This window comes from Actinopolymorpha singaporensis (assembly GCF_900104745.1).
Classification (GTDB): domain Bacteria; phylum Actinomycetota; class Actinomycetes; order Propionibacteriales; family Actinopolymorphaceae; genus Actinopolymorpha; species Actinopolymorpha singaporensis.
Map to the genome: position 1 here is coordinate 1,213,919 of NZ_LT629732.1, position 24,929 is coordinate 1,238,847.

General features: G+C 71.7%; 31 protein-coding genes and 2 tRNA genes. 21 read left to right on the forward strand and 12 right to left on the reverse strand.

Annotated features, from left to right (window positions below; genetic code table 11):
- From BLU27_RS05510 to BLU27_RS05515, 3 genes are all read left to right on the forward strand, one after another.
- Nucleotides 1-74: transfer RNA gene (locus tag BLU27_RS05510), tRNA-Ile, on the forward strand.
- A gap of 107 nt (nucleotides 75-181) precedes the next feature.
- Complete coding sequence (locus BLU27_RS29480; RefSeq protein WP_172804880.1) at nucleotides 182-322, forward strand: DLW-39 family protein; 141 nt, start codon at nucleotides 182-184, stop codon at nucleotides 320-322.
- A gap of 31 nt (nucleotides 323-353) precedes the next feature.
- Nucleotides 354-429, forward strand: a tRNA-Ala gene (locus BLU27_RS05515).
- 75 nt (nucleotides 430-504) lie between these two features.
- Here the strand turns inward: BLU27_RS05515 and BLU27_RS05520 are convergent.
- Nucleotides 505-1,362: an aminoglycoside phosphotransferase family protein gene (locus tag BLU27_RS05520; protein ID WP_092651167.1), complete on the reverse strand. Its 858-nt coding sequence runs from the start codon at nucleotides 1,360-1,362 to the stop codon at nucleotides 505-507.
- Nucleotides 1,363-1,607: 245 nt separating this feature from the next.
- Between BLU27_RS05520 and BLU27_RS05525 the strand changes: the two genes are divergently transcribed.
- On the forward strand, nucleotides 1,608-2,204 hold the full coding sequence (locus BLU27_RS05525; protein ID WP_197681695.1) for a GNAT family N-acetyltransferase: 597 nt from the start codon (nucleotides 1,608-1,610) through the stop codon (nucleotides 2,202-2,204).
- Nucleotides 2,205-2,285: 81 nt separating this feature from the next.
- On the opposite strand, the gene kaiC is transcribed toward BLU27_RS05525, so the two are convergent.
- Nucleotides 2,286-3,752, reverse strand: coding sequence for a circadian clock protein KaiC (gene kaiC / locus BLU27_RS05530; protein ID WP_092651169.1), 1,467 nt, complete (start codon nucleotides 3,750-3,752; stop codon nucleotides 2,286-2,288).
- Complete coding sequence (locus tag BLU27_RS05535) at nucleotides 3,742-4,068, reverse strand: circadian clock KaiB family protein (RefSeq protein WP_157728251.1); 327 nt, start codon at nucleotides 4,066-4,068, stop codon at nucleotides 3,742-3,744. Before BLU27_RS05535 ends, kaiC begins: the two co-directional genes overlap by 11 nt.
- 184 nt (nucleotides 4,069-4,252) lie before the next feature.
- On the opposite strand from BLU27_RS05535, the gene BLU27_RS05540 reads away from it, so the two are divergent.
- The 3 genes from BLU27_RS05540 to BLU27_RS05550 are packed head-to-tail and all read left to right on the forward strand — an operon-like array spanning nucleotide 4,253 to nucleotide 6,504.
- Entirely contained in the window at nucleotides 4,253-5,464 is a 1,212-nt protein-coding gene (locus BLU27_RS05540; RefSeq protein ID WP_092651173.1) for an MFS transporter, read from the forward strand.
- Nucleotides 5,465-5,515: 51 nt separating this feature from the next.
- Nucleotides 5,516-5,902 carry an MmcQ/YjbR family DNA-binding protein gene (locus tag BLU27_RS05545; RefSeq protein WP_092651175.1) on the forward strand — a complete coding sequence of 129 codons (387 nt, stop codon included), beginning with the start codon at nucleotides 5,516-5,518 and terminating at the stop codon, nucleotides 5,900-5,902.
- Complete coding sequence (locus BLU27_RS05550) at nucleotides 5,899-6,504, forward strand: NUDIX hydrolase (RefSeq protein WP_092651177.1); 606 nt, start codon at nucleotides 5,899-5,901, stop codon at nucleotides 6,502-6,504. The genes BLU27_RS05545 and BLU27_RS05550 overlap by 4 nt, the downstream gene beginning before the upstream one ends.
- Before the next feature lie 38 nt (nucleotides 6,505-6,542).
- Here BLU27_RS05550 and BLU27_RS05555 read toward each other — a convergent pair whose 3' ends face one another.
- The 6 genes from BLU27_RS05555 to BLU27_RS05580 form a co-directional block, all read right to left on the reverse strand.
- The gene (locus tag BLU27_RS05555; RefSeq protein WP_092651179.1) at nucleotides 6,543-7,085 is read right to left on the reverse strand and encodes a dihydrofolate reductase family protein; all 543 of its coding nucleotides are present in this window, start codon (nucleotides 7,083-7,085) and stop codon (nucleotides 6,543-6,545) included.
- A gap of 177 nt (nucleotides 7,086-7,262) precedes the next feature.
- Complete coding sequence (locus BLU27_RS05560) at nucleotides 7,263-8,375, reverse strand: sigma-70 family RNA polymerase sigma factor (RefSeq protein ID WP_092651181.1); 1,113 nt, start codon at nucleotides 8,373-8,375, stop codon at nucleotides 7,263-7,265.
- Nucleotides 8,376-8,405: 30 nt separating this feature from the next.
- Complete coding sequence (locus BLU27_RS05565) at nucleotides 8,406-8,735, reverse strand: ArsR/SmtB family transcription factor (protein ID WP_092651183.1); 330 nt, start codon at nucleotides 8,733-8,735, stop codon at nucleotides 8,406-8,408.
- Nucleotides 8,732-9,190, reverse strand: coding sequence for an SRPBCC family protein (locus BLU27_RS05570; RefSeq protein ID WP_092651185.1), 459 nt, complete (start codon nucleotides 9,188-9,190; stop codon nucleotides 8,732-8,734). The genes BLU27_RS05565 and BLU27_RS05570 overlap by 4 nt, the downstream gene beginning before the upstream one ends.
- Nucleotides 9,191-9,359: 169 nt before the next feature.
- Nucleotides 9,360-9,935, reverse strand: a complete 576-nt coding sequence (locus tag BLU27_RS05575; protein ID WP_092651187.1) for an anti-sigma factor family protein — start codon at nucleotides 9,933-9,935, stop codon at nucleotides 9,360-9,362.
- Nucleotides 9,926-10,483 carry an RNA polymerase sigma factor gene (locus BLU27_RS05580; protein ID WP_092651189.1) on the reverse strand — a complete coding sequence of 186 codons (558 nt, stop codon included), beginning with the start codon at nucleotides 10,481-10,483 and terminating at the stop codon, nucleotides 9,926-9,928. Before BLU27_RS05580 ends, BLU27_RS05575 begins: the two co-directional genes overlap by 10 nt.
- Nucleotides 10,484-10,744: 261 nt before the next feature.
- Here BLU27_RS05580 and BLU27_RS05585 point away from each other — a divergent pair, with 261 nt between their 5' ends.
- The 9 genes from BLU27_RS05585 to BLU27_RS05625 all read left to right on the forward strand — a co-directional run bounded on the left by BLU27_RS05585 (nucleotide 10,745) and on the right by BLU27_RS05625 (nucleotide 15,440).
- Entirely contained in the window at nucleotides 10,745-11,236 is a 492-nt protein-coding gene (locus BLU27_RS05585) for an Asp23/Gls24 family envelope stress response protein (RefSeq protein WP_092651191.1), read from the forward strand.
- Entirely contained in the window at nucleotides 11,233-11,619 is a 387-nt protein-coding gene (locus tag BLU27_RS29780) for an Asp23/Gls24 family envelope stress response protein (RefSeq protein ID WP_197681697.1), read from the forward strand. The genes BLU27_RS05585 and BLU27_RS29780 overlap by 4 nt, the downstream gene beginning before the upstream one ends.
- Nucleotides 11,616-11,900, forward strand: coding sequence for a hypothetical protein (locus BLU27_RS05595; RefSeq protein WP_092651193.1), 285 nt, complete (start codon nucleotides 11,616-11,618; stop codon nucleotides 11,898-11,900). Before BLU27_RS29780 ends, BLU27_RS05595 begins: the two co-directional genes overlap by 4 nt.
- A 39-nt stretch (nucleotides 11,901-11,939) precedes the next feature.
- Nucleotides 11,940-12,131, forward strand: coding sequence for a hypothetical protein (locus BLU27_RS05600; protein WP_092651195.1), 192 nt, complete (start codon nucleotides 11,940-11,942; stop codon nucleotides 12,129-12,131).
- Nucleotides 12,128-12,568 carry an Asp23/Gls24 family envelope stress response protein gene (locus tag BLU27_RS05605; protein ID WP_092651197.1) on the forward strand — a complete coding sequence of 147 codons (441 nt, stop codon included), beginning with the start codon at nucleotides 12,128-12,130 and terminating at the stop codon, nucleotides 12,566-12,568. The genes BLU27_RS05600 and BLU27_RS05605 overlap by 4 nt, the downstream gene beginning before the upstream one ends.
- The gene (locus BLU27_RS05610) at nucleotides 12,565-13,197 is read left to right on the forward strand and encodes a DUF6286 domain-containing protein (RefSeq protein WP_092651200.1); all 633 of its coding nucleotides are present in this window, start codon (nucleotides 12,565-12,567) and stop codon (nucleotides 13,195-13,197) included. The genes BLU27_RS05605 and BLU27_RS05610 overlap by 4 nt, the downstream gene beginning before the upstream one ends.
- Nucleotides 13,198-13,202: 5 nt before the next feature.
- Nucleotides 13,203-13,769, forward strand: a complete 567-nt coding sequence (locus BLU27_RS05615) for an alkaline shock response membrane anchor protein AmaP (RefSeq protein ID WP_157728252.1) — start codon at nucleotides 13,203-13,205, stop codon at nucleotides 13,767-13,769.
- A gap of 109 nt (nucleotides 13,770-13,878) precedes the next feature.
- A complete protein-coding gene (locus tag BLU27_RS05620) occupies nucleotides 13,879-14,253 on the forward strand; it encodes a VOC family protein (RefSeq protein ID WP_197681698.1) in 375 nt (124 codons plus the stop codon).
- Nucleotides 14,254-14,711: 458 nt separating this feature from the next.
- Nucleotides 14,712-15,440: a DedA family protein gene (locus BLU27_RS05625; protein WP_197681879.1), complete on the forward strand. Its 729-nt coding sequence runs from the start codon at nucleotides 14,712-14,714 to the stop codon at nucleotides 15,438-15,440.
- 23 nt (nucleotides 15,441-15,463) lie between these two features.
- Here the strand turns inward: BLU27_RS05625 and BLU27_RS05630 are convergent, their stop codons facing one another.
- Complete coding sequence (locus BLU27_RS05630) at nucleotides 15,464-16,108, reverse strand: response regulator (protein WP_092651206.1); 645 nt, start codon at nucleotides 16,106-16,108, stop codon at nucleotides 15,464-15,466.
- Entirely contained in the window at nucleotides 16,099-17,010 is a 912-nt protein-coding gene (locus BLU27_RS05635; protein WP_241827797.1) for a sensor histidine kinase, read from the reverse strand. The genes BLU27_RS05630 and BLU27_RS05635 overlap by 10 nt, the downstream gene beginning before the upstream one ends.
- 589 nt (nucleotides 17,011-17,599) lie before the next feature.
- Here BLU27_RS05635 and BLU27_RS05640 point away from each other — a divergent pair.
- The 5 genes from BLU27_RS05640 (at nucleotide 17,600) to BLU27_RS05660 (ending at nucleotide 23,800) form a co-directional block, all read left to right on the forward strand.
- Nucleotides 17,600-18,238 carry a LysE family translocator gene (locus tag BLU27_RS05640; RefSeq protein ID WP_092651208.1) on the forward strand — a complete coding sequence of 213 codons (639 nt, stop codon included), beginning with the start codon at nucleotides 17,600-17,602 and terminating at the stop codon, nucleotides 18,236-18,238.
- A 109-nt stretch (nucleotides 18,239-18,347) separates the two neighbouring features.
- Nucleotides 18,348-21,089 (forward strand): alpha/beta fold hydrolase, encoded by a 2,742-nt coding sequence (locus BLU27_RS05645; RefSeq protein WP_092651210.1) that lies wholly within the window; start codon nucleotides 18,348-18,350, stop codon nucleotides 21,087-21,089.
- Entirely contained in the window at nucleotides 21,086-21,973 is an 888-nt protein-coding gene (locus BLU27_RS05650; RefSeq protein ID WP_092651212.1) for an ABC transporter permease, read from the forward strand. The genes BLU27_RS05645 and BLU27_RS05650 overlap by 4 nt, the downstream gene beginning before the upstream one ends.
- A 101-nt stretch (nucleotides 21,974-22,074) precedes the next feature.
- Nucleotides 22,075-23,016, forward strand: a complete 942-nt coding sequence (locus tag BLU27_RS05655; protein ID WP_241827798.1) for an ATP-binding cassette domain-containing protein — start codon at nucleotides 22,075-22,077, stop codon at nucleotides 23,014-23,016.
- Complete coding sequence (locus BLU27_RS05660; RefSeq protein WP_172804882.1) at nucleotides 22,973-23,800, forward strand: ABC transporter permease; 828 nt, start codon at nucleotides 22,973-22,975, stop codon at nucleotides 23,798-23,800. The genes BLU27_RS05655 and BLU27_RS05660 overlap by 44 nt, the downstream gene beginning before the upstream one ends.
- A gap of 127 nt (nucleotides 23,801-23,927) precedes the next feature.
- Here the strand turns inward: BLU27_RS05660 and BLU27_RS05665 are convergent, their stop codons facing one another.
- Nucleotides 23,928-24,821, reverse strand: a complete 894-nt coding sequence (locus tag BLU27_RS05665; RefSeq protein ID WP_092651216.1) for a DUF5324 family protein — start codon at nucleotides 24,819-24,821, stop codon at nucleotides 23,928-23,930.
- Nucleotides 24,822-24,929: the final 108 nt, after the last annotated feature.

The following is a 24,929-nucleotide window of genomic DNA, read 5'->3' on the forward strand; positions in this document are numbered from 1 at the left end:
GGGCCTATAGCTCAGACGGTTAGAGCGCTTCCCTGATAAGGAAGAGGTCACTGGTTCAAGTCCAGTTAGGCCCACTCACCCGAGCGGCCGGCACGTTCGACACGGCAGCGATGTCGTGCCCGTGTCGGCCACCCGCAGGGGTGCGGTCATCCCAGGCCGGCGTCGTTCAAGGAGGCTCCCGATGATCAAGAAGGCACTCCTCGCCGCTGTGGCGATCGCGGGCGGCTGGTTCGCGTACAAGCGGTTGCAGGCGGACAAGGCAGAACAGAACCTGTGGGCGGAGGCAACCGACCCGGTCCCGCCTTCCGGTGGCGCCCACTGATCGACCAGCTCGGCGCTCCGGCGTCGCTCCCGGGGGCGTAGCTCAACTGGCAGAGCACTGCCTTTGCAAGGCAGGGGTTAGGGGTTCGAGTCCCCTCGTCTCCACCACCACACAACGCCAGGTCAGGCGGATGACCGTCGGCATTCGGACCAGGTGGTCCTGCGGTAGCTGGGTGGACGTACCTACCAACGAACGGAATCGAGCGCTGGCCACGGCGGACCCGCCCGCAGGACGTCGAGGAACGCCACTCCTGATCTCCGGCCGCTCGGGTGTTGGTCGCCGAGACGCCAGCGGTGCATCGCGACGATCGCCAGCACGAGACCCCGGCATTCGTCGACCAGATCTTGGTCAGCTTTCGGGTAGCGGTCGCCGACTCCTTTGGGCACCCAGGCAAGGTCGTACTCCACAGGCCCGTGGGCGGTGTTCTCGAAGTCGATGAAGAGCGGCCCGTTGTTCGTGTCGAGCACGTTCCCCGGGTGCGGCTCGCCGTGCAGCAGCTGCTCGGGGGCGCCCCGTTCGACGATCGATCCCCGCAGATCACGCAGCACGTTGGCGAGCAATGCCCGGTCCGCATCCGTGAGGTCGGGGGTGACGTCACGGTTGGCAACGTCTTGTTGCGTCTCCACAACGCGATCCATGAAGTGGGGCATCGTGACATCCATCTGCCGCAGGCCGGCATGAAGACGCCCAAGCGCGTGCGCGTACTCAGCCGACGGAAGCGCTCGACGAACCGGTTCGAAGTAGGTCCACATGGCGATCGCGAAGCCGTCACGCACGAAGACGCGTGGTTCGACCCGGGCGTCGAGCGCGGCGACCGGGCTGTCCGTCTGCACCAGCCGCTTCACGAGCTCGACTTCTCGCTCTGCGCTCCCAGCGTGATGGGTCACGGGCGCGACCCGGGCGACGATGTCGCATGGCGTCAGGCGGACGACGAGCCGGTTGGAGTCATTGAGGACGACAGCGTCATCGACCGCCAAGTCGAGGGCTGTGGCGGTTGACCTCGCGGCAGCCACCGCACGCCGCACCTCCGCTGCTTGCATCAGCTACATCCTCGACCAGGGCGCGAAGAGCTGCACCCGACTCCCTGGGCGCCAGTGACCAGGCACCGGGGTACGGACGTCGGTCTCGACTTCACCCGGCGCAGGGTAGCCTCGCCGAGGCTCGGCAGGTCAGGACACTCGCAGCATTCGGTGCTCTACGGTCATCTCCACCACCACAAGACCACCACCAGGTCGCGCCCGGCCGCGGCGCAGGCGACCGGTGAGCGTTCGGTACCGTCCCGTCCGTGAACGACGCGGCGATCGATGTCTTCCTGGCCGGCCGACCGGACACCTCCCGCCGGGTGACTCTGCGCCACCTCGCCGGCCGGGACCAGGACGAGTTCCTCGACCTGGTGCGCGCCAGCACGCAACTGCATCACCCCTGGATGTCCCTGCCGTCCACACCGGAGCAGTTCCAGGCCTACCTCGCGCGGTACGCGGAGTCCGGCGAGGAGTCGTTGCTGGTCTGCGTGCGCGGCAGTGGAGCCATCGCCGGTCTGGTCAACATCAACAGCATCATTCGGGGACGGTTCCAGTCCGGGGCCATCGCCTACGCCGCCTTTGCCCCGTCCGCCGGCCAGGGGTACCTGAGCGAAGGGGTCACGGTGGTGGTGCGCTACGCCTTCGAGCAGTTGCGGCTCCACCGGCTCGAAGCCCAGATCCAGCCCGGCAACCACGCCTCGCTCAAGCTGGTTCGCCGAGTCGGCTTCCGCCAGGAGGGCTACTCGCCCGAACTGTTGTACATCGACGGCGCCTGGCGAGACCACGAACGATGGGCCATCACCACCTCCATGGTCGACATCAGGCCCACGCCGCCCCACCCGACGCTGCCGGAGCGCTAGAGCCACCCGGGGGAGTTGCCCCCGGCAGGGCCGTGGCCAACGTGCTGCGGATCCGTCCTCCCCCGGCCGGCCGACGCCCGGTCATGGGGTGACGTCCCCGCTGAGGGAGGAGGGCGCGTCGGGCAGCGGTTCGCCGAAGTGCATCCCGGACGCGTCGATGAACACCTGCCGAATGGCGGCGTCGTGCTCCGACCCCCGGTGCTGCAGGACCGCGACCACGCGATGCATCGAGCCTCCCCGCTCCACGTAGCGCAGGGTGATGGTGCTGTCGATGAGGCTGGCGATCTCCGCGGCGATCGACGGGGTGAGGCTGGAGGTGAAGCGTCCGGTCGGGGCGGACGTGAGCAGGGTCGTGATCTCGTACGGCCGCAGGAGAGCGGTGAGGGCGAGGACGAAGTCCAGCAGTCCGCGAGGGGCCACGATGCGTTCCAGGGCGGAGATCGTGTCGATCACCAGCCGCCTCGGCCTGAACGCCTCGATCTCTCTGCGGATGTTGAGGAAGTGGTCCTCGATGGAAGCCGTCTCCGGATAGGTGGACAGCGCCTTCAACAGGCCCGTCCCCTGCACGGCCGGAAGGTCGATCCCCCAGCCCGCCGCGCTCCGGGACAGCTGTTCGAGGGTCTCGTCGAACGTGTACAGCAGGCAGCGCTCACCGGCGTCGAACGCCGCCTGGGCGAACCTCAGCCCGGTCAGCGTCTTGCCCGACCCGGTCGGCCCGGTCAGCAGGACGATCGAGTCGCGGTACACGCCTCCTCCGCACATGCGGTCCAGGTCCGGGTTGCCGAGACTGACCCGCTCGGTCGACGCGTGCGTGCCCGGTCGAAGGAACGCGAGCGGGATGATGACCATCCCCTCGACGGGGTCGATGGTGAACAGCCACTCACCGGTCCGGTGTGGCGCGCCGCGGAACTTCACGATCTCGACGGTTCGCCGGCGCCGCTCGCCCTGCAGCACGTTGCGCAGAATGACCACGTTGTCCAGGACGAACTCCTCCACGCCGAGGTGGGAGACCCCGTCGTACTCCCGCAGTCGTTCGGCGGTGACGACGGAGGTGACACCGAGTTCCTTCAGATGCGTGACGAACCGGAAGAGCTCGGTCCGGACCGAGGTGACGTTGGGGTACCTCGCGAGGATGGCGCCGATCGAGTCGATACAGACCCGCGCGGCGTTCGTCGCGCGGACCGCGTTCCCGATCCTGCTGACCAGTGCGGCGTAGTTGTAGTGGCCGGCGGTGAGAGTCTCCTGCGTACTCTCGAACGACGCGTCGAGGAACGTCCACCTGCCTTCCCGTTCCCACTGCTCCACCGGGAAGCCCAGCGACGACGCGTTCCGGCGCAGATCCGCGGGCGACTCCTCGAACGTGACGAACACTCCGGGCTGCCCGTACTCGGCGAGGCCCCGGGCGAGGTACTCCATGGCGAACAACGTCTTCCCGGTGCCGGTGCTCCCGGTCACGAGCGTGCACCTGCCACGCGGCAGCCCACCCAGGGCGATCGGGTCGAACCCGTTGATGCCGGTCGGGACCTTCTCCAGCGCGTTATCGCTCATCTCGCAGCCGTTCGATCCGGGACTGGAAGGTGGTGGGAAGCCCCAGCGCGGCGGCAGTGCGTTCGTCGTCGGACAGATCGCCGACCACCCTGACCTCCGGCAGCGGCATCGACCGTACGACCGTCGGCGTGAGGACGATCTGTTCCCGCTCGGCAAGTTCGGGTTCCTCGTCGACGTCGACCACCCGCAGTTCGTACGCGCCCGGGACCAAGGCCTCGCAGAGGGCTCTCAGCTGGACCTCCGCGCGCGACGACGACTCCGAGCGACCCACCACGAAGAGGGTCAGCTCGAACCCGGTCGATGTCGGGAACCCCACATCCACCCCCGGCCGACAGCTGTCCCCGCGCGTACGCCACCCACGAGATACCCACCCGCCCCACTCCCAGACCGGACCCGAACCCCGGAAAGTCCGACACCTCGGGTTGGACGAAATGGCGTCGACTCGTACGGAGGCGCCGTGTCAGCATCACCGCCATGCCTGCCGGTGGGGAGCCGCCGCGATGAGCCCAGGCCGGGTGAGCGACCGGGATCCGGTCACCGTCTTCGTCCGCTGGACCTGGTGCCGGGCGTTCCTCCACCGGGGCTGGTGGTTGGTCGCCAGCGTCTACCTCGTCGTCGACGCGCACCTGTCGGCCGCGCAGCTGGTGCTGATCGGCGTGGCGCAGGGGCTGGTCGCGTTCGGGTTCGAGGTTCCGGCCGGCGTGGTCGCCGACACGGTGAGCCGGAAGTGGTCCTTGGTGCTCAGCCACCTGCTGATGGGCAGCGCCATGCTGGCCACCGGCCTGGTGACCGGCTTCTGGCTGGTGGTCGCGACCCAGATGCTCTGGGGCCTGGCATGGACGTTTGCCAGCGGTGCCGACGTCGCCTGGATCACCGACGAGCTCGACGATCCCGCACGTGTCTCCGGCGTGCTGGTCCGGGCGGGGCGGGCGCAGCTGACGGGAGCGGCGGCCGGGATGGTGAGCGTCGGCGCGCTGGCCTCCCTGATGAACCGGAGCACCGCGATGGTGCTGGCCGGTAGCGCCATGCTGGCGCTCGGCGCGTACGTCGGCTGCCGCTTCCGCGAGGGCCGGTTCGTGCCGACGCGCACCGGGCGCTGGTCCGCCTCGTGGCGGATCGCGGCCCGAGGAGTGGCACTGGTGCGGTGCAGCCGCGTCCTCCTCGTCGTCTTCGCGGGGACCTTCCTGGTCAACGGCGCCGAGGACGCCTTCGGTCGCCTGTGTCCGCGGCGCCTGGTCGAGCTCGGGTTCCCTGCCGATCCGGTCACCTGGTTCACCGTCCTTGGTGTCCTCACTCTGCTCGTCGGCGCGGTCGCGCTGCGCCTGGTGGAGCCGCGTATCGACGACGTACGCACGGCCCCACGCGGCTACGTCGTGGCGTGTGCCGTGGGGGCGCTCGGTCTCGTCGGCCTGGCGAGCTCACCCGGGTACGTCCACGGCGGTGTGGCCGTCCTGTTCGTCGCCGGGGTCGCGGTTCCCCTGACTCGGGTGATCGCGACCATCTGGGTCAACCGGGAGACCAGCGGTGACGTTCGGGCGACGGTCCATTCGTTCCTGGCGCAGGCGGAGTACGCCGGTGAGGTCGTCTGTGGTGGCGCCGTCGCCCTCGTCGCGGCGTCGATCGGGCTGCGTCCAGCGCTCGTGGGGTGCGCCGTCCTCCTGGTCGCCACGACGGTCCTGGTCCCGATGGGGACACGAGCCGGTCTGCGCTGAGGTTCGGAAAACGCGGGCGGTCCGGTCGGTGGCCGTCGGTACGGTGTCGGCGTGACCAGTACGAACGACATCCGCCGGTGGGCGACCGCCTTGCCCGAGGTCGAGGAGATCGACCACTTCCGCTTCCACGTGCCCGTCTTCAAGGTGCGCGGCCGGACCTTCGTCGGCATGGGGCAGGACAGCACGACCGCCGTGTTCTGTATCGCCGAGCAGGAGGCGTACGACGTGGCGGCCGCCGATCCCGCCACGTACGAGGCCCTCAGGCGGCCGGACGCCCGGAAGAGCTTCCTCGGTCTGCAGGTACAGCTCGGTGACGTCTCCACCGTCCGGGTTCGCTCCCTCGTGGAGCAGGCGTGGCGTCAGCAGGCGCCGAAGCGGCTGGTCGCGGAGTACGACCGAAGAGACCGGAACGCGCCTGCCTCGGCACCGACGCCGTGACCGCGGCCACGGCGTCGCGGCGGCGACTGGTCGACCTGGTCGAGGGCATCCGCCCCTGGGACGAGACCGAGCGTGCCCACCGGCAGACGACGCTGGACTGGCTGGCCGGCGGGGCCCCGGTTCACCGGACCGCGAAACCGGACGTCCCGGATCCGCACCTGGTGAGCTACTTCGTCGTACTCGACGAGGCCCGGCGGGAGCTGCTGCTCGTCGCCCATCGCAAGGCGGGCCTCTGGCTGCCGTCCGGCGGGCACGTCGAACCCGATGAGGACCCGTGGGAGACGGTCGTACGAGAGTGTCGCGAGGAACTCCACGTCACGGCGGCGCCTTCCGGACTGCCAGGCCTACCCGGCGACAGGCCGTTCTTCGTCACCGTGACCCGCACCCGCGGCGCCGGCCCGCACACCGACGTCAGCCTCTGGTACGTCCTCGGCCTGCCCAGGTCGTCGATCGTCTCCTACGACGCGGCCGAGTTCGACGGCATCAGGTGGGTGCGGCTGGACGAGGTGGGCGCCGAGCCGCCGGACACGCTGGACCCGCACCTGCCCCGGTTCGCGGCCAAACTGATGGCGTCGGTACGACCCGCCGGCGGCCGGTGGTAGACCCTCTCCACCGGGCAGCGGTCAACGCCGGGCAGCGGTCAACGGACGACGCGAAACCACAGGCTCGTCGCCTGGGGAGTCTGGGCCACGTCCATCCGTTCCAGCCGTACGTTCGTCCCGCCGGGGTGCTCGAACAACCGAACGCCGTCGCCGAGCAGCACCGGGGCGACGAACACCAGGATCTCGTCCAGGAGACCGGCCTCGACGCAGCCGCGGGCCGTCCGGGCGCCGAGCACGTTGACGTACTTCTCTCCGGCGGCGGCCTTCGCCCCGTCCACCGCCTGCCGCAGGTCGGTGACGAAGGTGACGCCTGGGATCGGCCGCTCCGGCGGCCGGTTGGTGAGGACGAACTGCGGCCCTTCCCACCCGCCGCCGAACGCCTTGCCCTCCCTTTCGGTGCCCCGATGCGGGTCGTCGCCGCCGAAGGTGCGGTTGCCGACGAGCAGGGCGCCGATCCGGGGGATGAGCCGGTCCACGGTCGGGTTCGGGCCGAGGTGGCTGGTCAACCAGGACATGTCGCCGCCCGGCCCGGCGATGAAGCCGTCCAGCGACATGGTGCACGAGTACAACAACCTGCTCACGTGTTGCCTCCGTTCGATGTGGGTCCGCCCGGAGCCCGTGGAGGGTGTTCTGGTCACGGGGCTCGCCGCGGATGACCCCCGTTGAGACGGCCGACTGCGAAGAAACTGATCGGAGCTGATCCGGTGCCGTTCGCGGGCCGGTGGGCGCGGTCTGCGTGCGCCCCGGGTGAGCAGGTGCTACGCGGCGAGCTCACCAGGAAGCTCGAACGCCGGGAACAGCCCGCTGTCGTGGAACGCGGTGATCTCCGCGATCCGCCCGCCCTCGATCCGGACCACCCCGATGGCGAGTGCACGGAAGGCGGACTCGCCGTCGCCGCGGACGTACGTCGCCAGTGCCGGTCGTCCGTTCGCCCGGGTGGCCAGCATCCGGAACCGTCCCACGTAGGCTGGCGACTCGGGATTCCAGCTCTCGGTCAACGCGGCCAGGACCGTGTCCCGGCCCTGCATCCACAGTGTCCACGGCGGCATCGTCGTACGGACGTCCTCGGCGAGGAGTTCGGCGACCGCCGCGACGTCGGCGCGTTCGACCGCCAGCATGTAGCGGCGCAGCACCGCGCGCTCCTCGGCGGACGGCTCCTGCGGCGCGACCCACTCCGACCGGCGCTCGGGCAACTGTTCCCGCATGGTGGCCCGGGCGCGCTGCAACGCGCTGTTGACACCGGCCAGGCTGCTCTCCAGCAGCTCCGCGGCCTGCTTCGCCGGCCAGCCGAGTACGTCACGCAGCAGGAACACCGCTCGCTGCCGGGGCGGCAGATGCTGGATCGCTGCCAGGAACGCCAACTCCAGCGTCTCCTTCGCCTCCACGATGGCGTCGGGTTCGGCGTCTCGCGGAGCCACCGGACCCACCGGCTCGATCGGCGAAGTGCCACCGACCGGATCCCGCAGGCGGTCGGGGAACGGCTGCAGCCACGGTACGTCGGTGCGCGGCGGCAACAGCGCCTCGCCGGCGTCCGACGGCCCGCTCAGGTGGTGCGGGAGCACCCGCCGGGCCCGGCCGTCCAGCGCGTCGAGGCACGCGTTGGACGCGATGCGGTACAGCCAGGCGCGCAGGCTCGACCGCCCCCCGAAGTCGCTGATGCCCTTCCAGGCGCGCAGGAAGGTCTCCTGCACGAGATCCTCGGCCTCGTCGAACGAGCCCAGCATGCGGTAGCAGTGCACCCGGAGTTCGCGCCGATGCGGCTCGACCAGCGCGGCGAACGCCGTTTCGTCGCCGCCTCGTGCGGCGGCCAGGGCGGACGCGGACGTGTCCTGGCCGATTTCCTGCTGCGGGTCCGTCGACGCGGCGTCCATGTGCTCACGTTAGGCCACGCCGGAGAACGCTCAGCCTCCCTGCTCGGCGGCCCGCTTGAGCGCGGCGAGGCGGCGGTCCCACGCGGCGGCCCGGTCGGCCAACCAGCGCGCCGACGCGTCGAGCGGTTCGGTGTGGGCGGAGTAGAGCACCTCCCGACCGGCGCGGACCCCCGTCACCAGACCCGCGTCCTCCAGCACTCGCAGGTGCTTCACGACCGCCTGCCGGGAGACCGGCAGCCGACCGGCGAGCGTCGTCGCGCTCGCCCGGCCGGCTTCCACGAGAACGTCGAGGAGTTGCCGGCGGGTCGGATCGGCCATCGCCGCCAGGACCGCTCCGACGTCGACCCCGGCGGCCGTCATCGGGAGGGGTTCTCGGCGTCCCGCTTGGCGAATCCGAGCTGCATCTCCCACCCCTCGGTGTTGCCCCTGAGCGCGTCGGCCCGGCCTTCGGGCGAGGGGTACACGGTCTCGAAGCCGCTCTCGACCACCCGCACCAGCGTCCCGCCGTCCTTCTCGGCGAGGAAGAACTCCACCAGCGTGGAGTTGTCCTCGCCGGGCAGTTCGCTCGGGTCGGCGTTGCCCCGGAACGAGACGTAGGTCGGCGCGTCCGCGGCGATCGGCAGCACGCCGAACTTTCCGTACGGCTGGAACTCCACCACCACCAGGTCGCCCTCCCGGGTGACCGTCTGCTTGGACCGGTCGCCGTCACCGATCCACCAACCGGGCTCGCTCACCAGGGACCACACCCGCTCGATCGGGGCGTCGATCATGATCTCGCGTTCGATCCGGTCCGTCCTGCGTGCTGCCTCGCCCATCTGAACCGTCCTTCGCTGCCTCGGGCTTCTTCGGATGACGTGCTACCCAACGGTTGCACATTGGGCGCAGACGTGCAACCGATTGGTAGCACGTTCGGACGTACGGCGACATGTCCTCGTGTGACCGCGAGGCCCTGGGCGTCGGAGGAGGTCGCGCCGGCTTACGGCGTCACAGGTGGATGTCGTCCACCCGGACGTCGATCGTGTGCAACTCCAGGCCGAGCTGGCGCCGGGCGGCCGTACGCACCGCCCTCCGGACGCGTTCGACGATCACCGACACAGGTGTTCGGTGCCCCAGGGTGAGGTTGATCTGGAGCCTTGCTGGGTCGTCGCGCTCGGGGAAGTGGCAGCGGTTGACGGTGACGCCCGCGACCTCGCTCGCCGCCGCGGCGAGCACGGTGGCGGCCGCGTGTTCGGTGATGGCGAGGTGCAGGGGGTGTTCGGCCGGCAGCGACAGTCGCCAGCTTCGGCTCCGGGTGGCGTGGATGCGGGCCATGACCGACTCGACGAACCCCGGCGGGGGCTCCGCGGGCTCGTCCCGCAGAAGCCGGGCGGCCTGCATTACCGGGGCGAACCCCGCCGCGGTGGCCCGGCAGTGCGGGCACGACAGTTCGTGGTCGTCCAGGCCGCCGCCGGTCAGGTGGTCGTACACCGTCCCCACGCCGCGGCCGCACGGGAGAACCTCCTCGCGCCGGTCCCGGTCGGGCGGCGGAGGGGTGTTGCCGTCGGGATGGTCTATCGCCATGGTTTCAGCTCCCTGGCGAGGCGGACGCGGGCGCGATGAATGCGTCCCCGCACCGCGTCGGGTCCGATTCCCGTGACCTCGGCGATCTCGTCATAGGAGAGCCCCTCCAACTCTCGTAACACCCAGCATGCACGTTGCTCCGGCGTGAGCAGTCCGAGGGCCGCCTGAAGCGCGGCGAGCAGGTCGGCGACGAGCACGTGCTGCTCGGGATTGCCGGTAGCCGAGGGCGGAAGCCTGGCACGTTCATGATCGAGTTCCGCGTCGGGGTGGCCGTGACGCCTTCTCGCCGCCTGGAGCGCGGCCGTGGTGACGATGCGGTAGAGCCACGCTGCGAAGGCCTGTTCGACGCGGATCCGGTCGAGGCGGCGCCAGGCCGTGAGGAACGCCTCCTGCGCGACGTCCTGGGCCGCGTCGGCGTCGCCCAGGATGCGCAGCGCGATCCGGTAGGCCGGACCGGAGTAGCGGCGTACCAACTGGGCGAACGCCGTCGTGTCGCCGATCCGCGCTCGCGCCACCAGGGTGTCGTCCGCGGGTGCGGACGTCGTCACCCGGTCACCGCGCCACGGAGTGCGACCGGATGACTGTGATCCAGATCACGTGAAAACCCCCGTGAGGAGAAGGGACCCAGGAACATCTTCGCTAGGTATATCCGCCCGTCCGATCCCTCGCAAAGCGGTCACTCTGAGCAGGCGCACGGGGGAACGCCGGATTCGGACGGTTTCGGACGACCACGCACGACGCACACCACACGCACGGACGAGGCACCACTCCGGCAACACCTGGTGCCGACGCTTGGACGAGAGGCGAACATGACTGCGCAAACCAACGACAAGACCAACTCCACCGTGGGCGAGTCGAACGGCCCCTCCACCGGTGCGGTCGCCACACGGAAGGGCAGCGACCTTGCCGGCAGCGGCGGCCGTACGGTGATCGCGGACGCGGTGGTCGCGAAGATCGTCGGCATGGCCACCCGTGAGGTCCGCGGCGTCCACGCCATGGGCGCGGGAATCTCCCGCGCGTTCGGCGCGGTACGCGAGCGGATCGGTGGCTCGACCTCCACCGTCACCCAGGGCGTCGCGGTCGAGGTGGGCGAACGCCAGGCCGCCATCGACCTGGACGTCGTCGTCGAGTACGGCGTCTCCATTCCCGACCTCGCCGCGGGCATCCGCCGCAACGTCGTGGGTGCCGTGGAGAAGCTGTCCGGGCTCGAGGTGACCGAGGTCAACATCACCGTCGGCGACATCCACCTGCCCGGCGAGCAGGAGTCCAACGAGGCTCCCGAGCAGCCCCGGGTCCAGTGAGCCGACCATCGGCCGAGTCGCTCGGCACCGAGCCCGTCGACGCGGGCCGGTTGGCGGACCTGATCGCCGCGGCGGTCGGGGCCTGCCCGGACGTGGCACGGCTCAGTGCAGGGCCTGTCGCCACCTACCTGCCCGGGCGCTCGGTGCCCGGGGTCGCGGTACGTGACGGCGAGGTCCGGGTGGCCGTAGTGGCCCGGTACGGGCGGCCGCTGGCCGAGATCGCCGAGCAGGTACGCGCAGCGGTCGCTCCCCTCGTACCCGCTCGACGAGTCGACGTGACCATCGACGACCTGGCGATCGGTGACGAGGAGCAGGAGCGGCGACCGGCATCGGATTCGGCGGCGGGTGCGGAAGGTGGGGAAAGGGATCCGAGCGTCGCATGAGCTCGGATCCCACCACCCGCACCCGCGCGGAACGCAGCGCGTTCCGTGCCTGGGTGCGTACGCACCACCCGGACGTGGGCGGTGACCACGCAGAATTCGTCGCCGGACTGGAGCGGATGCGTGGCGGCCGCGAGGTCGCGTCGGCACGTACGCCGTCGCCGGGAGCGGCGGGCAGCGCGGCGCGAGCCGACGACGTGAGCACGTTCCGCCGACGTGGCGGACTGTGGCTTCTGATCCGGTGGTGGCGACGAATGCGCCGCCGGGAACCCCGGGTGCGGTGACGCGTTCGCGGGACTACTGATCGAAAGGGTGTGCCTTCGATGGATGAGACGCGCTGGTGGCCGGCGATCGGCATGGCGTTCGGTACGGCAGTGGGATTCGCGGGGGCGTTCGGCGGGTTCTCGGCGTTCCTGATCGTGGCGGTGCTCGGCCTGCTGGGACTGCTGGTCGGCCGTGCGCTAACCGGCGACCTCGACGTAGGTGCGTTGCTGGGTAGCCGGAGGCGGTCGTGACGACCGTGACCGAGGCGCCTGCGACCCGCCCACCCGAGTCCGCGTCCGGCACAGGGGACCGGACGACGACCCTGGGTCCGGCGGAGTCGCGGGGACGTACCGAGATCGCCGGCCGTGTCCTCGAACGCATCGCGGGCCAGGCGCTCGCCGAGGTCGACAAGGCCGGCGGGGCCAGTCGGCGGGTGCTCGGCGTACCCCTCGGCCGGGACGACCTCGATTCCGGACCGCAGGTGTCGGCGCAGGTGGACGGCGAACTGGCCACCGTACGCATGACCGTCTCGGTCGTCTATCCCGCGCCGGTGCGCGAGGTCACCCGGAAGCTCCGTACCCACGTGATGGAGCGGATCTCCGGACTCACCGGGATCGAGGTGCGCCAGGTCGACATCGACGTCGCGCACCTCGTACCCCCGGCCGAGCACGGTAGGAGGGTGTTGTGAGCGCGCCCACCGAGGAGATCCGTACGGCGGAGGCCCGGCCTGCCCCGCCGCCACCCGGTGCGGGTGACCGTAAGTCGCTTCGCCGGGCCACCCACGTGTTCCGTCCCCGTCGGGTGCTGCCGGCCACGATCGTCGCGATCGTGCTCGCCGTGGTGGCCGGGCTGGTGGCCCTCGAGGTGATCGGCGGACTGTTCGGGTCGCCGCCCGGGCTGCTGCCGGTCGAACGGCTGAGTGCCCTCGGTCGGGAAACGCGCTGGAACGACTCGCTCCCGTTCGCAGTCTGCGGCCTGGCCGTCCTGCTCGGACTGCTGTTGGTCTTCCTCGCGTTGAAGCCCGGCCGTCCGCGTGCGGTGGTGCTGGCGTCTGCCGATCCCCAGGTCGTCATGGGGATCGAGTCGGCGGGGATGAGCCGGCACCTCGCCCGCGCGGCGGAGTCGGTGCCCGGAGTCTCCTCCGCCCAGGTGGCAGTCAGTGCGCGCAGAGTGCGGGTGGTCGCATCCAGTTCCCTGCGCGACACCGTCGGCCTCGACGAGCAGGTCCGTACGGCCGTCTCCGAACGCGTCGACGAACTCGCGCCGATGGCGGGTCGCCCCAACGTCCGGGTCACCGTTCGCCGCAGACAGGACTGAGTCAGATGACCACGAGGAACCGTCGTACCGCCCTGAGGAACCGCGTGGGGCTCGCCCTGGTCGGGCTCGTGCTGCTGCTGGCCGGCGCGGCCGGGCTGGCGCGCGGGCTGAACGTCCTGCCTCGCGCGTTCGGACCCGCATCCTCCCCCGTGATCGATCCGGCGACCACCCGGTTCGTCGCGGAGCAGAAGTGGTTCTGGCCCGCGCTCGCCCTGGTCGCGATCATGTTGGCGCTGCTGGCGCTGTGGTGGCTGGCGAGCCAGACCCGGGTCGACAGCCTGCGCAACCTCCGCCTCGAACCCGACCCGCGGCAGGGCGTGACTAACCTGCCCGGCAGGGCGGTGACCGCCGCGATCGAGAACGACCTCGCCGACAGCCCGTACCTCCACCGCGGCCATGCCCGGCTGACCGGCTCGGCCGCACACCCCCGGCTGCACCTGCACGTGGTCCTGGACCGCGACGCGGACCCGGCGGCGGCCCGGGCCCGGATCGACCAGGCACTGGGGCGGGTGCGGCAGGCGGTCGAACTCGACGAGCTCCCGACGACGGTGGAGCTGACCGCGCGTCGCTGACATCCTCGTCGCGGTCTCCGGTGGGTGTCGGGGGTTGTGTCGGTGGGTGCCGCTAGTGTCCGGCGGCACCGGGCCGGACCCCGCCTGCCCGGTCGGTGAGGAGGCAGACATGACCGAGCGACCACGCATGCAGGTGACGGCCACCGTGCTGGAGTCCTCCGACGCGCAGGCGCTGGCGGCCTTCTACGTCCGGTTGCTGGGCTGGAAGGTCGTGCAGGACGAACCGCACTGGGTACGCCTGGACCGCGAGGACGGCGGTGCCGCCCTGTCGTTCCAGACCGAGCCCTCCTACGTGCGGCCGACGTGGCCCGCCACCGAGGGTGCGCAGCAGATGATGGCGCACCTCGACATCAACGTCGACGACCTCGACGCGGCCGGCGCCCACGCGGAGGCGGCCGGCGCGACGCTTGCCGACTACCAGCCGCAGGACGACGTACGCGTGTACCTCGATCCCGCCGGCCATCCGTTCTGCCTCTACCTCTAGGTCTCGGGACCTCCAGGCCTCGGGCGAACAGCAGCTGCACGGGCCGGGCCGCGGAGGGTCAGTGATCGGGCTGCGGTCGGGCTGCGGTCGGGCTGCGGTCGGACTGCGGTCGGACTGCGGTCGGGCTGCGGTCGGACTGGTGTGCACAGCTGGTGTAACAGAAAGCTCGGACACAGCGCGGTGCGCCCGTTGCGGGCGGAGGCGGCCAGCGCGACCGGGGATCGCCGAGCCACGGCACGGGGGTTGACCGGGAGCGCACACGAGGGCCCGATCGTTGTTCCCTGAGGTGGGCTGCCGCAGCCGTACGGCCCCGGGCGTCGTGTTCCTTCGATCACTCCGGTTTTCCGCAGGGACCGGCTGCGGCCGGCCCACCGAACTGTGCGGCGTACCTCATGGTTTTGACCCGTGGCGGTTCGTAGCGTCCACGCATGATCGAACGGAGCGTGTTTGTGAGCGCCATGACAGCGGCGGCCGAGGCCGAGTCAACCGGCGGGATCGTCGGCTGGGTCACCGGACTGATGGAGAAGCTCGGCAGCCCGGGCGCCGGAGTGGCGGTCTTCCTGGAGAACCTCTTTCCGCCCATCCCGAGCGAGCTGATCCTGCCGCTCGCGGGCTTCACCGCCAGCCGGGGCGACCTCAGCCTGGCGGCCGCCATCGGCTGGACCACGGTGGGTTCGACGCTGGGCGCGCTCGTCCTCTACTTCCTCGGTGCGGGTGTGGGCCGCGACCGTACGCGTGCGCTGGTGCAGAAGCTGCCCCTGGTGAAAGTGTCCGACGTCGACCGGACCGAGGAGTGGTTCCTGCGGCACGGGCGATCGACGGTGTTCTTCGGCCGGATGGTCCCGCTGTTCCGCAGCCTGATCTCGATCCCGGCCGGGGTGGAGCGCATGCCCCTGGTGTTGTTCGTGCCCCTCACCGCGGCCGGCAGCGCGCTGTGGAACTCCGCGCTGATCCTGGCGGGCTACTTCCTCGGCGAGCACTGGTCGCTGGTCGAGGTGTACGTCGGGATGTTCTCCAAGGCGATCGTCGCGGTCGGGGCCCTGGCCGTGGCGGCGTTCGTCGTCGTCCGCCTGCTGCGCCGCGACGGTGACCAGGACGACGAGAGGGGCGGCGAAAGGGACGGCGAGTGGGAGGAACGCCGTGCCCGGCGCGGCCACCGGCGGCTGGGTGACGAACCCGCGGAGTGACCGGGACGTCCGGGGGGCTGCCCCTAGCTGCCGAGGTAGCGCAGAACGGCGAGGACGCGCCGGCTGTAGCCGCCCGTGCGAGACAGGTCCAGCTTCTCGAAGATCGCGTTCACGTGCTTCTCCACTCCGGACAGGGAGATGTGCAGGCGTTCGGCGATCGCGGCGTTGGTGTGCCCCTGCGCCATCTCCGCGAGCACCTGCCGCTCCCGGTCGGTGAGATGGGCGAGCGGGTCCGTGTGGGTGGTCCGGGCCAGGAGTTGCCGCACCACCTCCGGGTCGAACGCCGCACCTCCCGCACCCACCCGGTCCAGCGCGGCCAGGAACTCCCCCACCTGCGCCACCCTGTCCTTGAGCAGATAACCCACGCCGCCACCCTCCGCCGCCAAGAGGTCGGCGGCGTACCGCTTCTCGACGTACTGCGACAGGACCAGTACGCCGGTGTCCGGCCACCGCCGCCGGATCTCCAGGGCGGCGCGCAGTCCCTCGTCGGTGTGGGTGGGCGGCATGCGTACGTCGGCGACCACCACGTCCGGCAGGTGCGCGGCGACCGTGGAAACCAGGGCCGTTCCGTCGCCGACCGCGGCGACCACCTCGTGCCCCTCGTCGGCCAGCAGCCGGGCCAGGCCGTCGCGCAGCAGCACCGAGTCCTCGGCCAGGATCACCCGCACGGTACCTCCGTCGTCACTGTCGTCGGCCCGCCTGTCGGGCTGGCCACCGCGAACGAGCCGTCCAGCGCCGCGATCCGGCGGGCGAGACCGGCCAACCCGGGCCCCGCCGGGTCGGCGCCGCCGTGCCCGTCGTCGCGGACGCTTACCCGCACCGATCCGTGGTCCGGCGACTCGGCCAGGTCGACCGTGATCGCAGACGCGCCACTGTGCTTGGCCGCGTTGGTGACCGCCTCGCACACCACGAAGTAGACGGCGGTCTCCACCCGCGCGGGCAACGGTAGGACCAGGTCGGAGCGGATCCGTACGGGCACCGCGGACCGCTCGGCCACCGCAGCCAGCGCGTCGTCGAGCCCGAGGGTGTCCAGAGCGGACGGGTAGATCCGCCACGCGACCTCGCGCAGGTCGGACAGCACCTCCTGCGACTCCTCGTGCGCCTGCCGGAGCAGGTCGGCGTGCGCGGCCGGATCGGCGTTGCGGCGCGTACGCCCGAGCATCATCGCCAGGGCGACGAGGCGCTGTTGTACGCCGTCGTGCAGGTCCCGTTCGATGCGCCGCCGCTCGGCGTCCACGGCGGCGACGATGCCGGCCCGGCTGGCGGCGAGTTCGCTGATCCGGCCTTCGAGGACCTCCCGGGTACTCGGCCCGAGGAAGCGCCGGGCGACCCGGCGCTCCAGGCCAGCCACGCCGGCGAGCCCCTGCAGGGCGAGGAACAGCAGGACCGCACCGGCAGCCGCGGCGTACAGCACGATCGGCCAGGTCGGCGGGATGTCGTCCGGTTGGGCGCCGCGGGCCCAGCCGGTGACCAGCACGGCACCGGCGGCCATGCCGTACAGCAGCAGCACCCAGATCGCGCCGCCGAGCAGGCGACGGGCACGCGCACCGCGAGGTAGCCGAGCGCGCACCGGTCACCGGTCGGGCGGGTCGCGTCCGCGTCGGCGAGGAAGGTGGCCAGCCGGGCGCGTTCCAGGCCGGCCAGCCGACTGGCGTACGCACCTGCCCGCGTCAGCAGTCGCTGCCGGCCGCGCCTCCACGGCAGGACCGGCAGCAGGGCCAGGCCCACCAGCAACAGGAAGGCGAGGTCGGTGACCGCGGTGAAGGCACCGAGCAGCACGCCCAGCCAGAGCCTGCCGAGCCGGCCGAGGGCCCGCCCGGGAACCCGCCCGGGAACCCGCCCGGTAATCCGCCGCCCGGGGATCCACTGCTCGGAAGTCCACACAGTGGCAGAGCGTAACCGAGGTCGAGGAGGTGCCCGACATACCCGGCCGCGACCGATCGGCCACCCAACGCGGTGGAATGCGCCCCGGGTGCCAGGGCGTTCGGGAGGGTGGACACCGGCCACCTAAGGTGGGCAGGCCGCCCGGCGATGGCGATCCCGATCCCCGGCCCGGCACAGAACGTAACCAACAGGAGCCGCACACCCGCGCGGCTCCTCCTCGGCGTGCGCCCCGACCGGGCGGCCCGCCCCAGCAGAACCAGGAGGACCCCAGCTCCATGAACCACGGCCTGCTCATCGCGTTCGTCGTAGCGGTGGCGCTGATCAGCGTCGTACCCGGCCCGGACATGATGTTCGTCCTCGCCCACGCGGTCTCCGGCGGCCGCCGGTCAGGCTTTGTCGCCGCGGCCGGAATGTCGACCGGGCTCACGGTGCACACTGTCGCCGCGGCGTTCGGCCTGGGCGCGTTGATCAGGACCGCGCCGCTGGTGCTGGAGGGCATCCGGATCGCCGGGGCGGTGTTCCTGGTCTACCTCGCCGTGATGACCTGGCGGGCCAGCCGGGGCAGGGGTGGTTCGGTGAGTACGCCGAACAAGCCGCGCTCGCAGCCCCGGGTGTACGCGATGGCCGTGCTCACCAACCTCGCGAACCCGAAGGTCATCCTCTTCTACCTCGCGTTCATGCCGCAGTTCCTCACCACCGGTGCGCACAGCTGGCCGGCCACCGCGCAGTTCCTCGTCCTCGGCGCGATCTTCATCGCCATCGGGATCGTGGTGGACTCCTCCGTCGCCCTGCTGGCCGGGACGTTCTCCGAGCGGGTGCTGCGCCGGCAGGCGTTCCGCCGTTGGCTGGAGCGTGCGTCCGCGACCATCTTCGGTGCCCTCGCGGTCCGGCTGGTGCTGGACGCCACGCAGTAGCAGCCGTAGCAGCCGTAGCAGCCGGAGCAGCCGGTAGCGGAGGGCGACACGCGTCCCGGCCGGAAGGAACCCGCCGACGAGTCCGACCGGTGCCGCGTACGGTTGCGCCATGGCCGCATCGGCAGCCCGCGGCCGGAGGCGCACCCGCACGGCACTGGTCACTCTTCTCGTCGTCGCCCTCGTCACGGGCGGCGGCGTTGCCGTCGCAGCGGCCGCGCGCGGCGCGGACGGTCAGGGTGCTGGTCACCGCACCGCCGACGCCCTGGTCACCGTCCACACGGGACCGCGCGGTGACCGGCCGGTCAGGCTGGACACCCGGCTGTACGTCCCCTCGACCGCGACCGCCGACCATCCGGCGCCGGCGGTGCTGCTCGCCCACGGACTCGGCGGAACCAAGGACAGTGTCGCCGGGCAGGCCCGTGACCTGGTGCGACACGGATACGTCGTCCTCACCTGGACCGCCGAGGGCTTCGGCGCCTCCGGCGGCCAGATCCACCTGGACAGCCCCGACTGGGAGGTCCGGGACGCCCGTCGCCTGCTGGACTGGCTGGCCCGCCGTCCGGAGGTGCGCCGGGACGGCGCTGGAGACCCGAGGGTCGGCGTGGTTGGCGCCTCCTACGGTGGCGCGCTGGCACTGCTGGTGGCCGGCTCCGACCGGCGGGTGGACGCGATCGTCCCCCAGGTCACCTGGAACGACCTGGGCAACGCGCTGCTGCCGGAGGCGACCGGGCGTGGGGCCGCCGCCGGCGTACTGAAACGGGCGTGGGCCGGCCGGTTGTTCGCCGCCGGCCTCGGCTCCGCCAACGGCTCGGCGGGCTCCGGCGGCATGGCACGATCGTCCGCGGGGGCCACCCCCGACTGCGGGAGGTACGCCGAGGACGTGTGCCGGGCGTACCAGCGACTCATCCTCACCGGTCGCGCCGACCCGGCCACCCGTGCCCTGCTGGCCAGGTCCAGCCCGGCCTCCGTCCTGCACCGGATCACCGCACCGACCCTGCTGATCCAGGGCACGGCGGACACGCTCTTTCCACTGAGCGAGGCCGACGCCAACGCGATCGGCATCGCCAGGGCCGGCACCAGGGTGCGGGTGGCGTGGTTCTCCGGCGGTCACGACGGTGGTGCCGGCGCCGACCTGGACCAGCGCCGGGTGAAGGCAGCCACGCTCGGCTGGCTCGACTATCACCTGCGCCACGAGGGGTCGCCGCCACCGGACTCGTTCGCGTTCAGCCGGGTCACCGGCACCGGCTACGGCGGGGACGGCATGCGGGTGCTCGGGCTCTTCGCCGACAGCTACCCCCGCCTCGACGGAGACCGTCCGGCCCGCAACGTGATGCTGCGCGGGTCGCCGCGCGCGGTCGGCAACCCGCCTGCGGGCACTCCCGCGGCCGTCTCCTCCGTACCCGGCCTGGGTGCCCTCGCCGGTTCGCTTCTGTCGCAGTCCTCGGCCGGCTCCTCGTCGGACCCCTCGGCCGGGTCCGCGTCCGGCTCCCTGCCGGAGTCCTCGTTCGCCGGGTCGATCGGTGGCTCGTTCACCACGGACGTCCCCGGCCAGTTCGTGTCGTACGACTCGGCGCCGCTGGCGGCGCCGGTCGACGTCACCGGCGCTCCCACCGTGCGGATCCGCGCGGCTTCGCGGTCGGGCAGTGCGGTGCTGTTCGTCAAGCTGTACGACGTCGCGCCGAACGGCACCCGGGAACTCCCCGGCGGCGCCGTGGCACCGGTCCGGCTGACCGGGCTGCCCGGCTCGATCGAGGAGGCCCGGCCGGTGCCGGTGACCCTGCCCGGCATCGTGCACCGCTTCCCCGCCGGTCACCGGCTCCGGGTCACTCTCGCCACCACCGACCAGGCGTACGCCGGACCGGCGCAACCGCAGGTCTACACGGTCGGCCTGGCCGCCGGCACCGGCGTGAAGCTGCCGCAGGTCACCGCGTTCACCGCCACCGACCCGACCGGGCCGTGGGTCGTCCTGCTCGGCGCCGTCGTGGCCGCGCTGGCGGTCGTACTGCCGACTGCCTGGTGGGCGGCGCGCCGACGGAGCAGCCGGCGGGTCCGGCAGGTGGTGGCGGAGTACGCCGACGTGCCGCTGGTGGTCCGCGGCGTGACCAAGACCTACGCCGACGGGCTGACCGCGCTGGACGGCGTCGACTTCACCGTCCGCCGCGGCGAGGTCGTCGGCCTGCTCGGCCCGAACGGCGCCGGGAAGACCACCTGTCTGCGCCTCCTGCTCGGCCTGGTCCGGCCGACCGCGGGCGAGGCGCTCGTCTTCGGCCACCGGGTCGGCGCCGGTGCACCCGTACTGTCCCGGGTGGGGGCGCTGGTGGAGGGGCCGGGCTTCCTGCCGGACCTGACCGGCCGGGCCAACCTGGAACTGTTCTGGCAGGCCACCGGACGACCGCCGGGAGACGCGCACCTGGACGAGGTGCTCGCCATCGCCGCGCTCGGCCCCGCCCTGAACCGCAAGGTCCGCACCTACAGCCACGGCATGCGGCAGCGGCTGGCGATCGCCCAGGCCATGCTCGGGCTGCCCGACCTGCTCATCCTGGACGAGCCCACCGACGGGCTCGACCCACCGCAGATCGCGACCCTGCGGCGGACGCTGCGTGCCTACACCGCGGGCGGCCGTGCGGTCCTCGTGTCCAGCCACCTGCTCGCGGAGGTGGAGCGCACCTGCAGCCACGTCGTGGTCCTGCACCGGGGCCGGCTGCTGGCAGCCGGGACAGTGGCCGAGGTGGTCGGTGACTCACCGACCCTCGAGGACGTGTTCCTGACTCTGGTGGAGGACCAGACGCCGCCCGGCCAGGCGCCGGGTGACGACCTGGCGGCCACGGTCGAGAGAGGTGATCCGGTGTGACCGAGCGTGGGACCTCCCAGGAGACCCAGGACACTGGCCCAGGCGCCGACGGCGGGACGCCCGGCTACCGGTCCGGCGCCACCCTGCCGTTCCGGGCCGAGCTCCGCCGGCAGGTGCGCCGCCGGCGTACCGCCCTCGCGTTCGGACTCGTCGTCGCGCTTCCACTGATTCTGATGGCCGCGTTCACCCTCGGGTCGGGCGATGGAAGCGGGCTGCCGTCCTACGCGGCCCTGGCGACCTTCGGTGGCGTCAACTTCACGGTGTTCACTCTGGCCACCGCGGCGGCCCTGCTGCTCACCCTGATCGTCGCGCTGGTGTGCGGTGACGCGGTGGCCGGCGAAGCCGGGTGGGGAAGCCTCCGCTACCTGCTCGCGGTGCCCGTCCCCCGCGCCCGGCTGCTCGGGATGAAGCTGGCGGTCGGCCTGGTCACCTCGGCGGTCGCGTTGCTGGTCCTCACCGTCACCGCCCTGGCCGTGGGCAGCGCGGCGTTCGGCTGGCACCCGTTGCGCACTCCGCGCGGTGACGAGCTGCCGCCGATGGACGCTCTGTGGCGAATCGCGGTGATGGTCGGCTACCTGGCCGTCTGTCTGCTGCTGGTGGCGGCGCTGGCGTTCTGGTTCTCGGTGCGCACGGACGCACCGCTGGTCGCGGTGGGCGGAGCGGTCCTCGTGGTGATCGTCGCGAACATCCTGGACGCGGTGGAGGCGCTCGGTGGGGTCCGTGCCGTGCTGCCGATGCACTACGCCGCCGCCTGGCGGGGACTGTTCACCGATCCCCAGCAGTGGGAGGACCTGGCCAAGGGCACCCTGTCGTCCGTGGCGTACACGGCCGTCTTCCTCGCACTGGCGTGGTGGACGTTCCTCCGCAAGGACGTCCTCTCCTAGGGGTCGTCCTCCGGAAACCGCAGGTCAACTGCCCTCCGGGGGGTCCTCGGCTGGTCGTTCGCCGGCTCACGACCGGAGCTGCCCGGAGCTAGGCTGGCAGGGTGAGCGTCGGTCCCACCGGGCCGTCCAACGGCCTGCCACCAGGTCCGTACACAGGCCTGCCCACAGGGCTGTCCACAGCATCGCCCACAGGGCTGTCCACGGGGGCGTACGACGGCTCCGCCGACACGTCGGCGGTGTGCCTGCGTGGCGTCTCGTACCGCTTCAAGGAGCATCTGGCCGTCGCCGACGTCGACCTCGACGTACGCCGCGGTGAGGTGTTCGGACTGCTCGGCCCCAACGGCGCGGGGAAGACCACCACGATCAGGTTGCTCACCACGCTGCTGCCGATCCAGGACGGCCGGGTGCACGTCTTCGGACGCGACGTACGCCGGTCGAAGATGGCGGTCCGCCGGCTGCTCGGCTACGTGCCCCAGCAGTTGTCCGCGGACGCAGATCTCACCGGGCGGGAGAACGTGGCCCTGTTCGCCCGGCTGTTCGACGTGCCGCGGCGCGAGCGACGCCACCGGATCGACGATGCGCTCGCCGTGATGGGCCTGTCCGATGCTGCCGACCGGCTCGCCTCGACGTACTCCGGCGGCATGATCCGCCGGCTCGAGCTCGCCCAGGCCCTGGTCAGCCGCCCCCGGCTGCTGGTGCTCGACGAACCCACCATCGGACTGGACCCGATCGCGCGCGGGACGGTCTGGGAACGCGTCCAGGAGTTGCGGGCCGACACCGGTATGACGGTGCTGGTCACCACCCACTACATGGACGAGGCCGAGCAGGAGTGCGACCGGATCGCACTGATGCACCTCGGCAGGCTGCGTGCGGTTGGCGCGCCGGCGGAGCTGAAGGCCGCGCTCGGACCGGGCGCGACGCTGGAGGCGGTCTTCCGGCACCACTCCGGCGACGTGTTCGGCGACGGAAGCGGCGAGGGTGAGGAGGGCGGTGACTTCCGTGGCGTCCGAAGCACGCGTCGCACGGCCCGGCGGCTCGGTTGACCAGCCCATCCGGGAACGCGTCCCGTGGCGGCTGCCGAGCCGGGTGGTGACGTTGTGCCTGCTCGAACTGGAGAAGCTACGGCACGACCGGACCGAGCTGATCACCCGCGCGGTGCAGCCGGCGCTGTGGCTCACCGTCTTCGGAACGACGTTCAGCCGGTTGCACGTCATCCCCACCGGCCAGGTGCCCTACCTGGACTTCCTGGCACCGGGGATCCTGGCCCAGTCGGCGCTGTTCATCGCGATCTTCTACGGCATCCAGATCATCTGGGAGCGCGACGCGGGAGTGCTCGCCAAGTTGCTGGTCACCCCGACACCGCGGGCCGCGCTGGTCACCGGCAAGGCGTTCGCGGCAGGGGTGCGGGCCTGTGCGCAGGCGGTGATCGTGCTGGTCCTCGCGGCGGTGCTCGGGGTGCACCTGACCGCGAACCCGCTGCGTATCCTGGGCGCGTTCGCCGCCCTGATGCTCGGTGCGGCGTTCTTCTGCTGTCTGTCCCTCACCATCGCCGGCCTGGTGCTCAACCGCGACCGGCTGATGGGGATCGGGCAGGCGCTGACCATGCCGTTGTTCTTCGCCTCGAACGCGCTCTACCCGGTGGCACTGATGCCGGATTGGTTGCGCTGGATCGCCCTCGCCAACCCGTTGAGCTACCAGGTGGACGCGTTACGGGGGTTGCTGGTGGGTACGCCCGCGCACCTGGCGCTGGACTTCACGGTGCTGGTGCTCGCCGCGGGCGTGGGCATCACCGCGGCCTCCGCGTTGCTCGGCCGGCTCGCCCGCTGAGCACGTGAAACGCCGGCAGCGCGACGCTCGTGACCCCGCTGGATGCGGGTGAGGTCGCGCTGCCGGCGCAGAGGTGCTTGTGCCGCGTGGTGTCGTGTTTGCTGGTGGTGTCCCTCGCGGGTACCGGTCAGCCGGCGTGGCGGCCGTCGCGGTCGTTGTCCTCGGCGGCCTCCGGCGTCTCGACGTGCTCGGCCGGTGCGTCCGGCGTGGTCGGGATCGGCGGGGTGGACGTGCGGTCGGCGACCGCCTCGCCCGGGCTGGCGCCCACGGTGTCGGCCGGCTCGGACGACGCGTGCTTGGGCGCACCGGACCCGGCGACGGTCTCCGGTGTCTGGCCGGGCGCCGGTGGGCTCGCCGGAGCCGAGGTCTGCGGCGGTGCCGCCGACGGCATCGGCTGCCACTGCTGCTGGCTGCTCCCCTTGAGGGCGCGGTAGGCGGCGATCGCGGCACCGCCGAGCGCACCGACGAGCAGGAGCAGGCCCCACTTGCGCTTACGGTGCGGCTTGGCCACCTCGACCTCGCCCCGCAGGGCGGCGTAGGCGGCGGTCCCGCGGCGAAGGGCCTCCTCGCGGTAGGGCTCGCTGGCCTCGAGTGCGTGCGAGACTGCCTCGCTCACCCGCGGCGCGACGTCCTCGACGAGGACCTGGCGGGCATGCTCGACGGCGGGGGTGACCCTCTCCCGGGCCTCCTCGACTGCCGGGCCGAGGTGTGTCCGGGCGTTCTCGACGGCGGGGCCGAGGTGCGTCCGGGCGTTCTCGACTGCCGGGCCGAGGTGTGTCCGGGCGTTCTCGACGGCGGGAGCGAGGCGCCCCCGGGCGTTCTCGACTGCCGGGCTCATCCGCTCGCGGGCGCTCTCCACGGCCGGTGCGACGCGCTCGCGGGCGGACTCGACGGCGGGTACGAGTCGCTGGCGCGCACTGTCCACGGCGGGGGTGAGTCGTTCGCGGGTGTAGTCGGCGGCCGGTGCGACCCGTTCGCGGAGCTCCGGGGCCAGGCCCGCTCGCTTCTTCTGGCGTCCCATGCTGGTTGCGCCTCCTTGTCCACACGTGCGGCGTGCGGCTTCTTCTCGAGTCCCCGTGCACCACGCGGCGGGGATGTGTCGGGATGCCTTTCCCACGGTGCCTCCGAT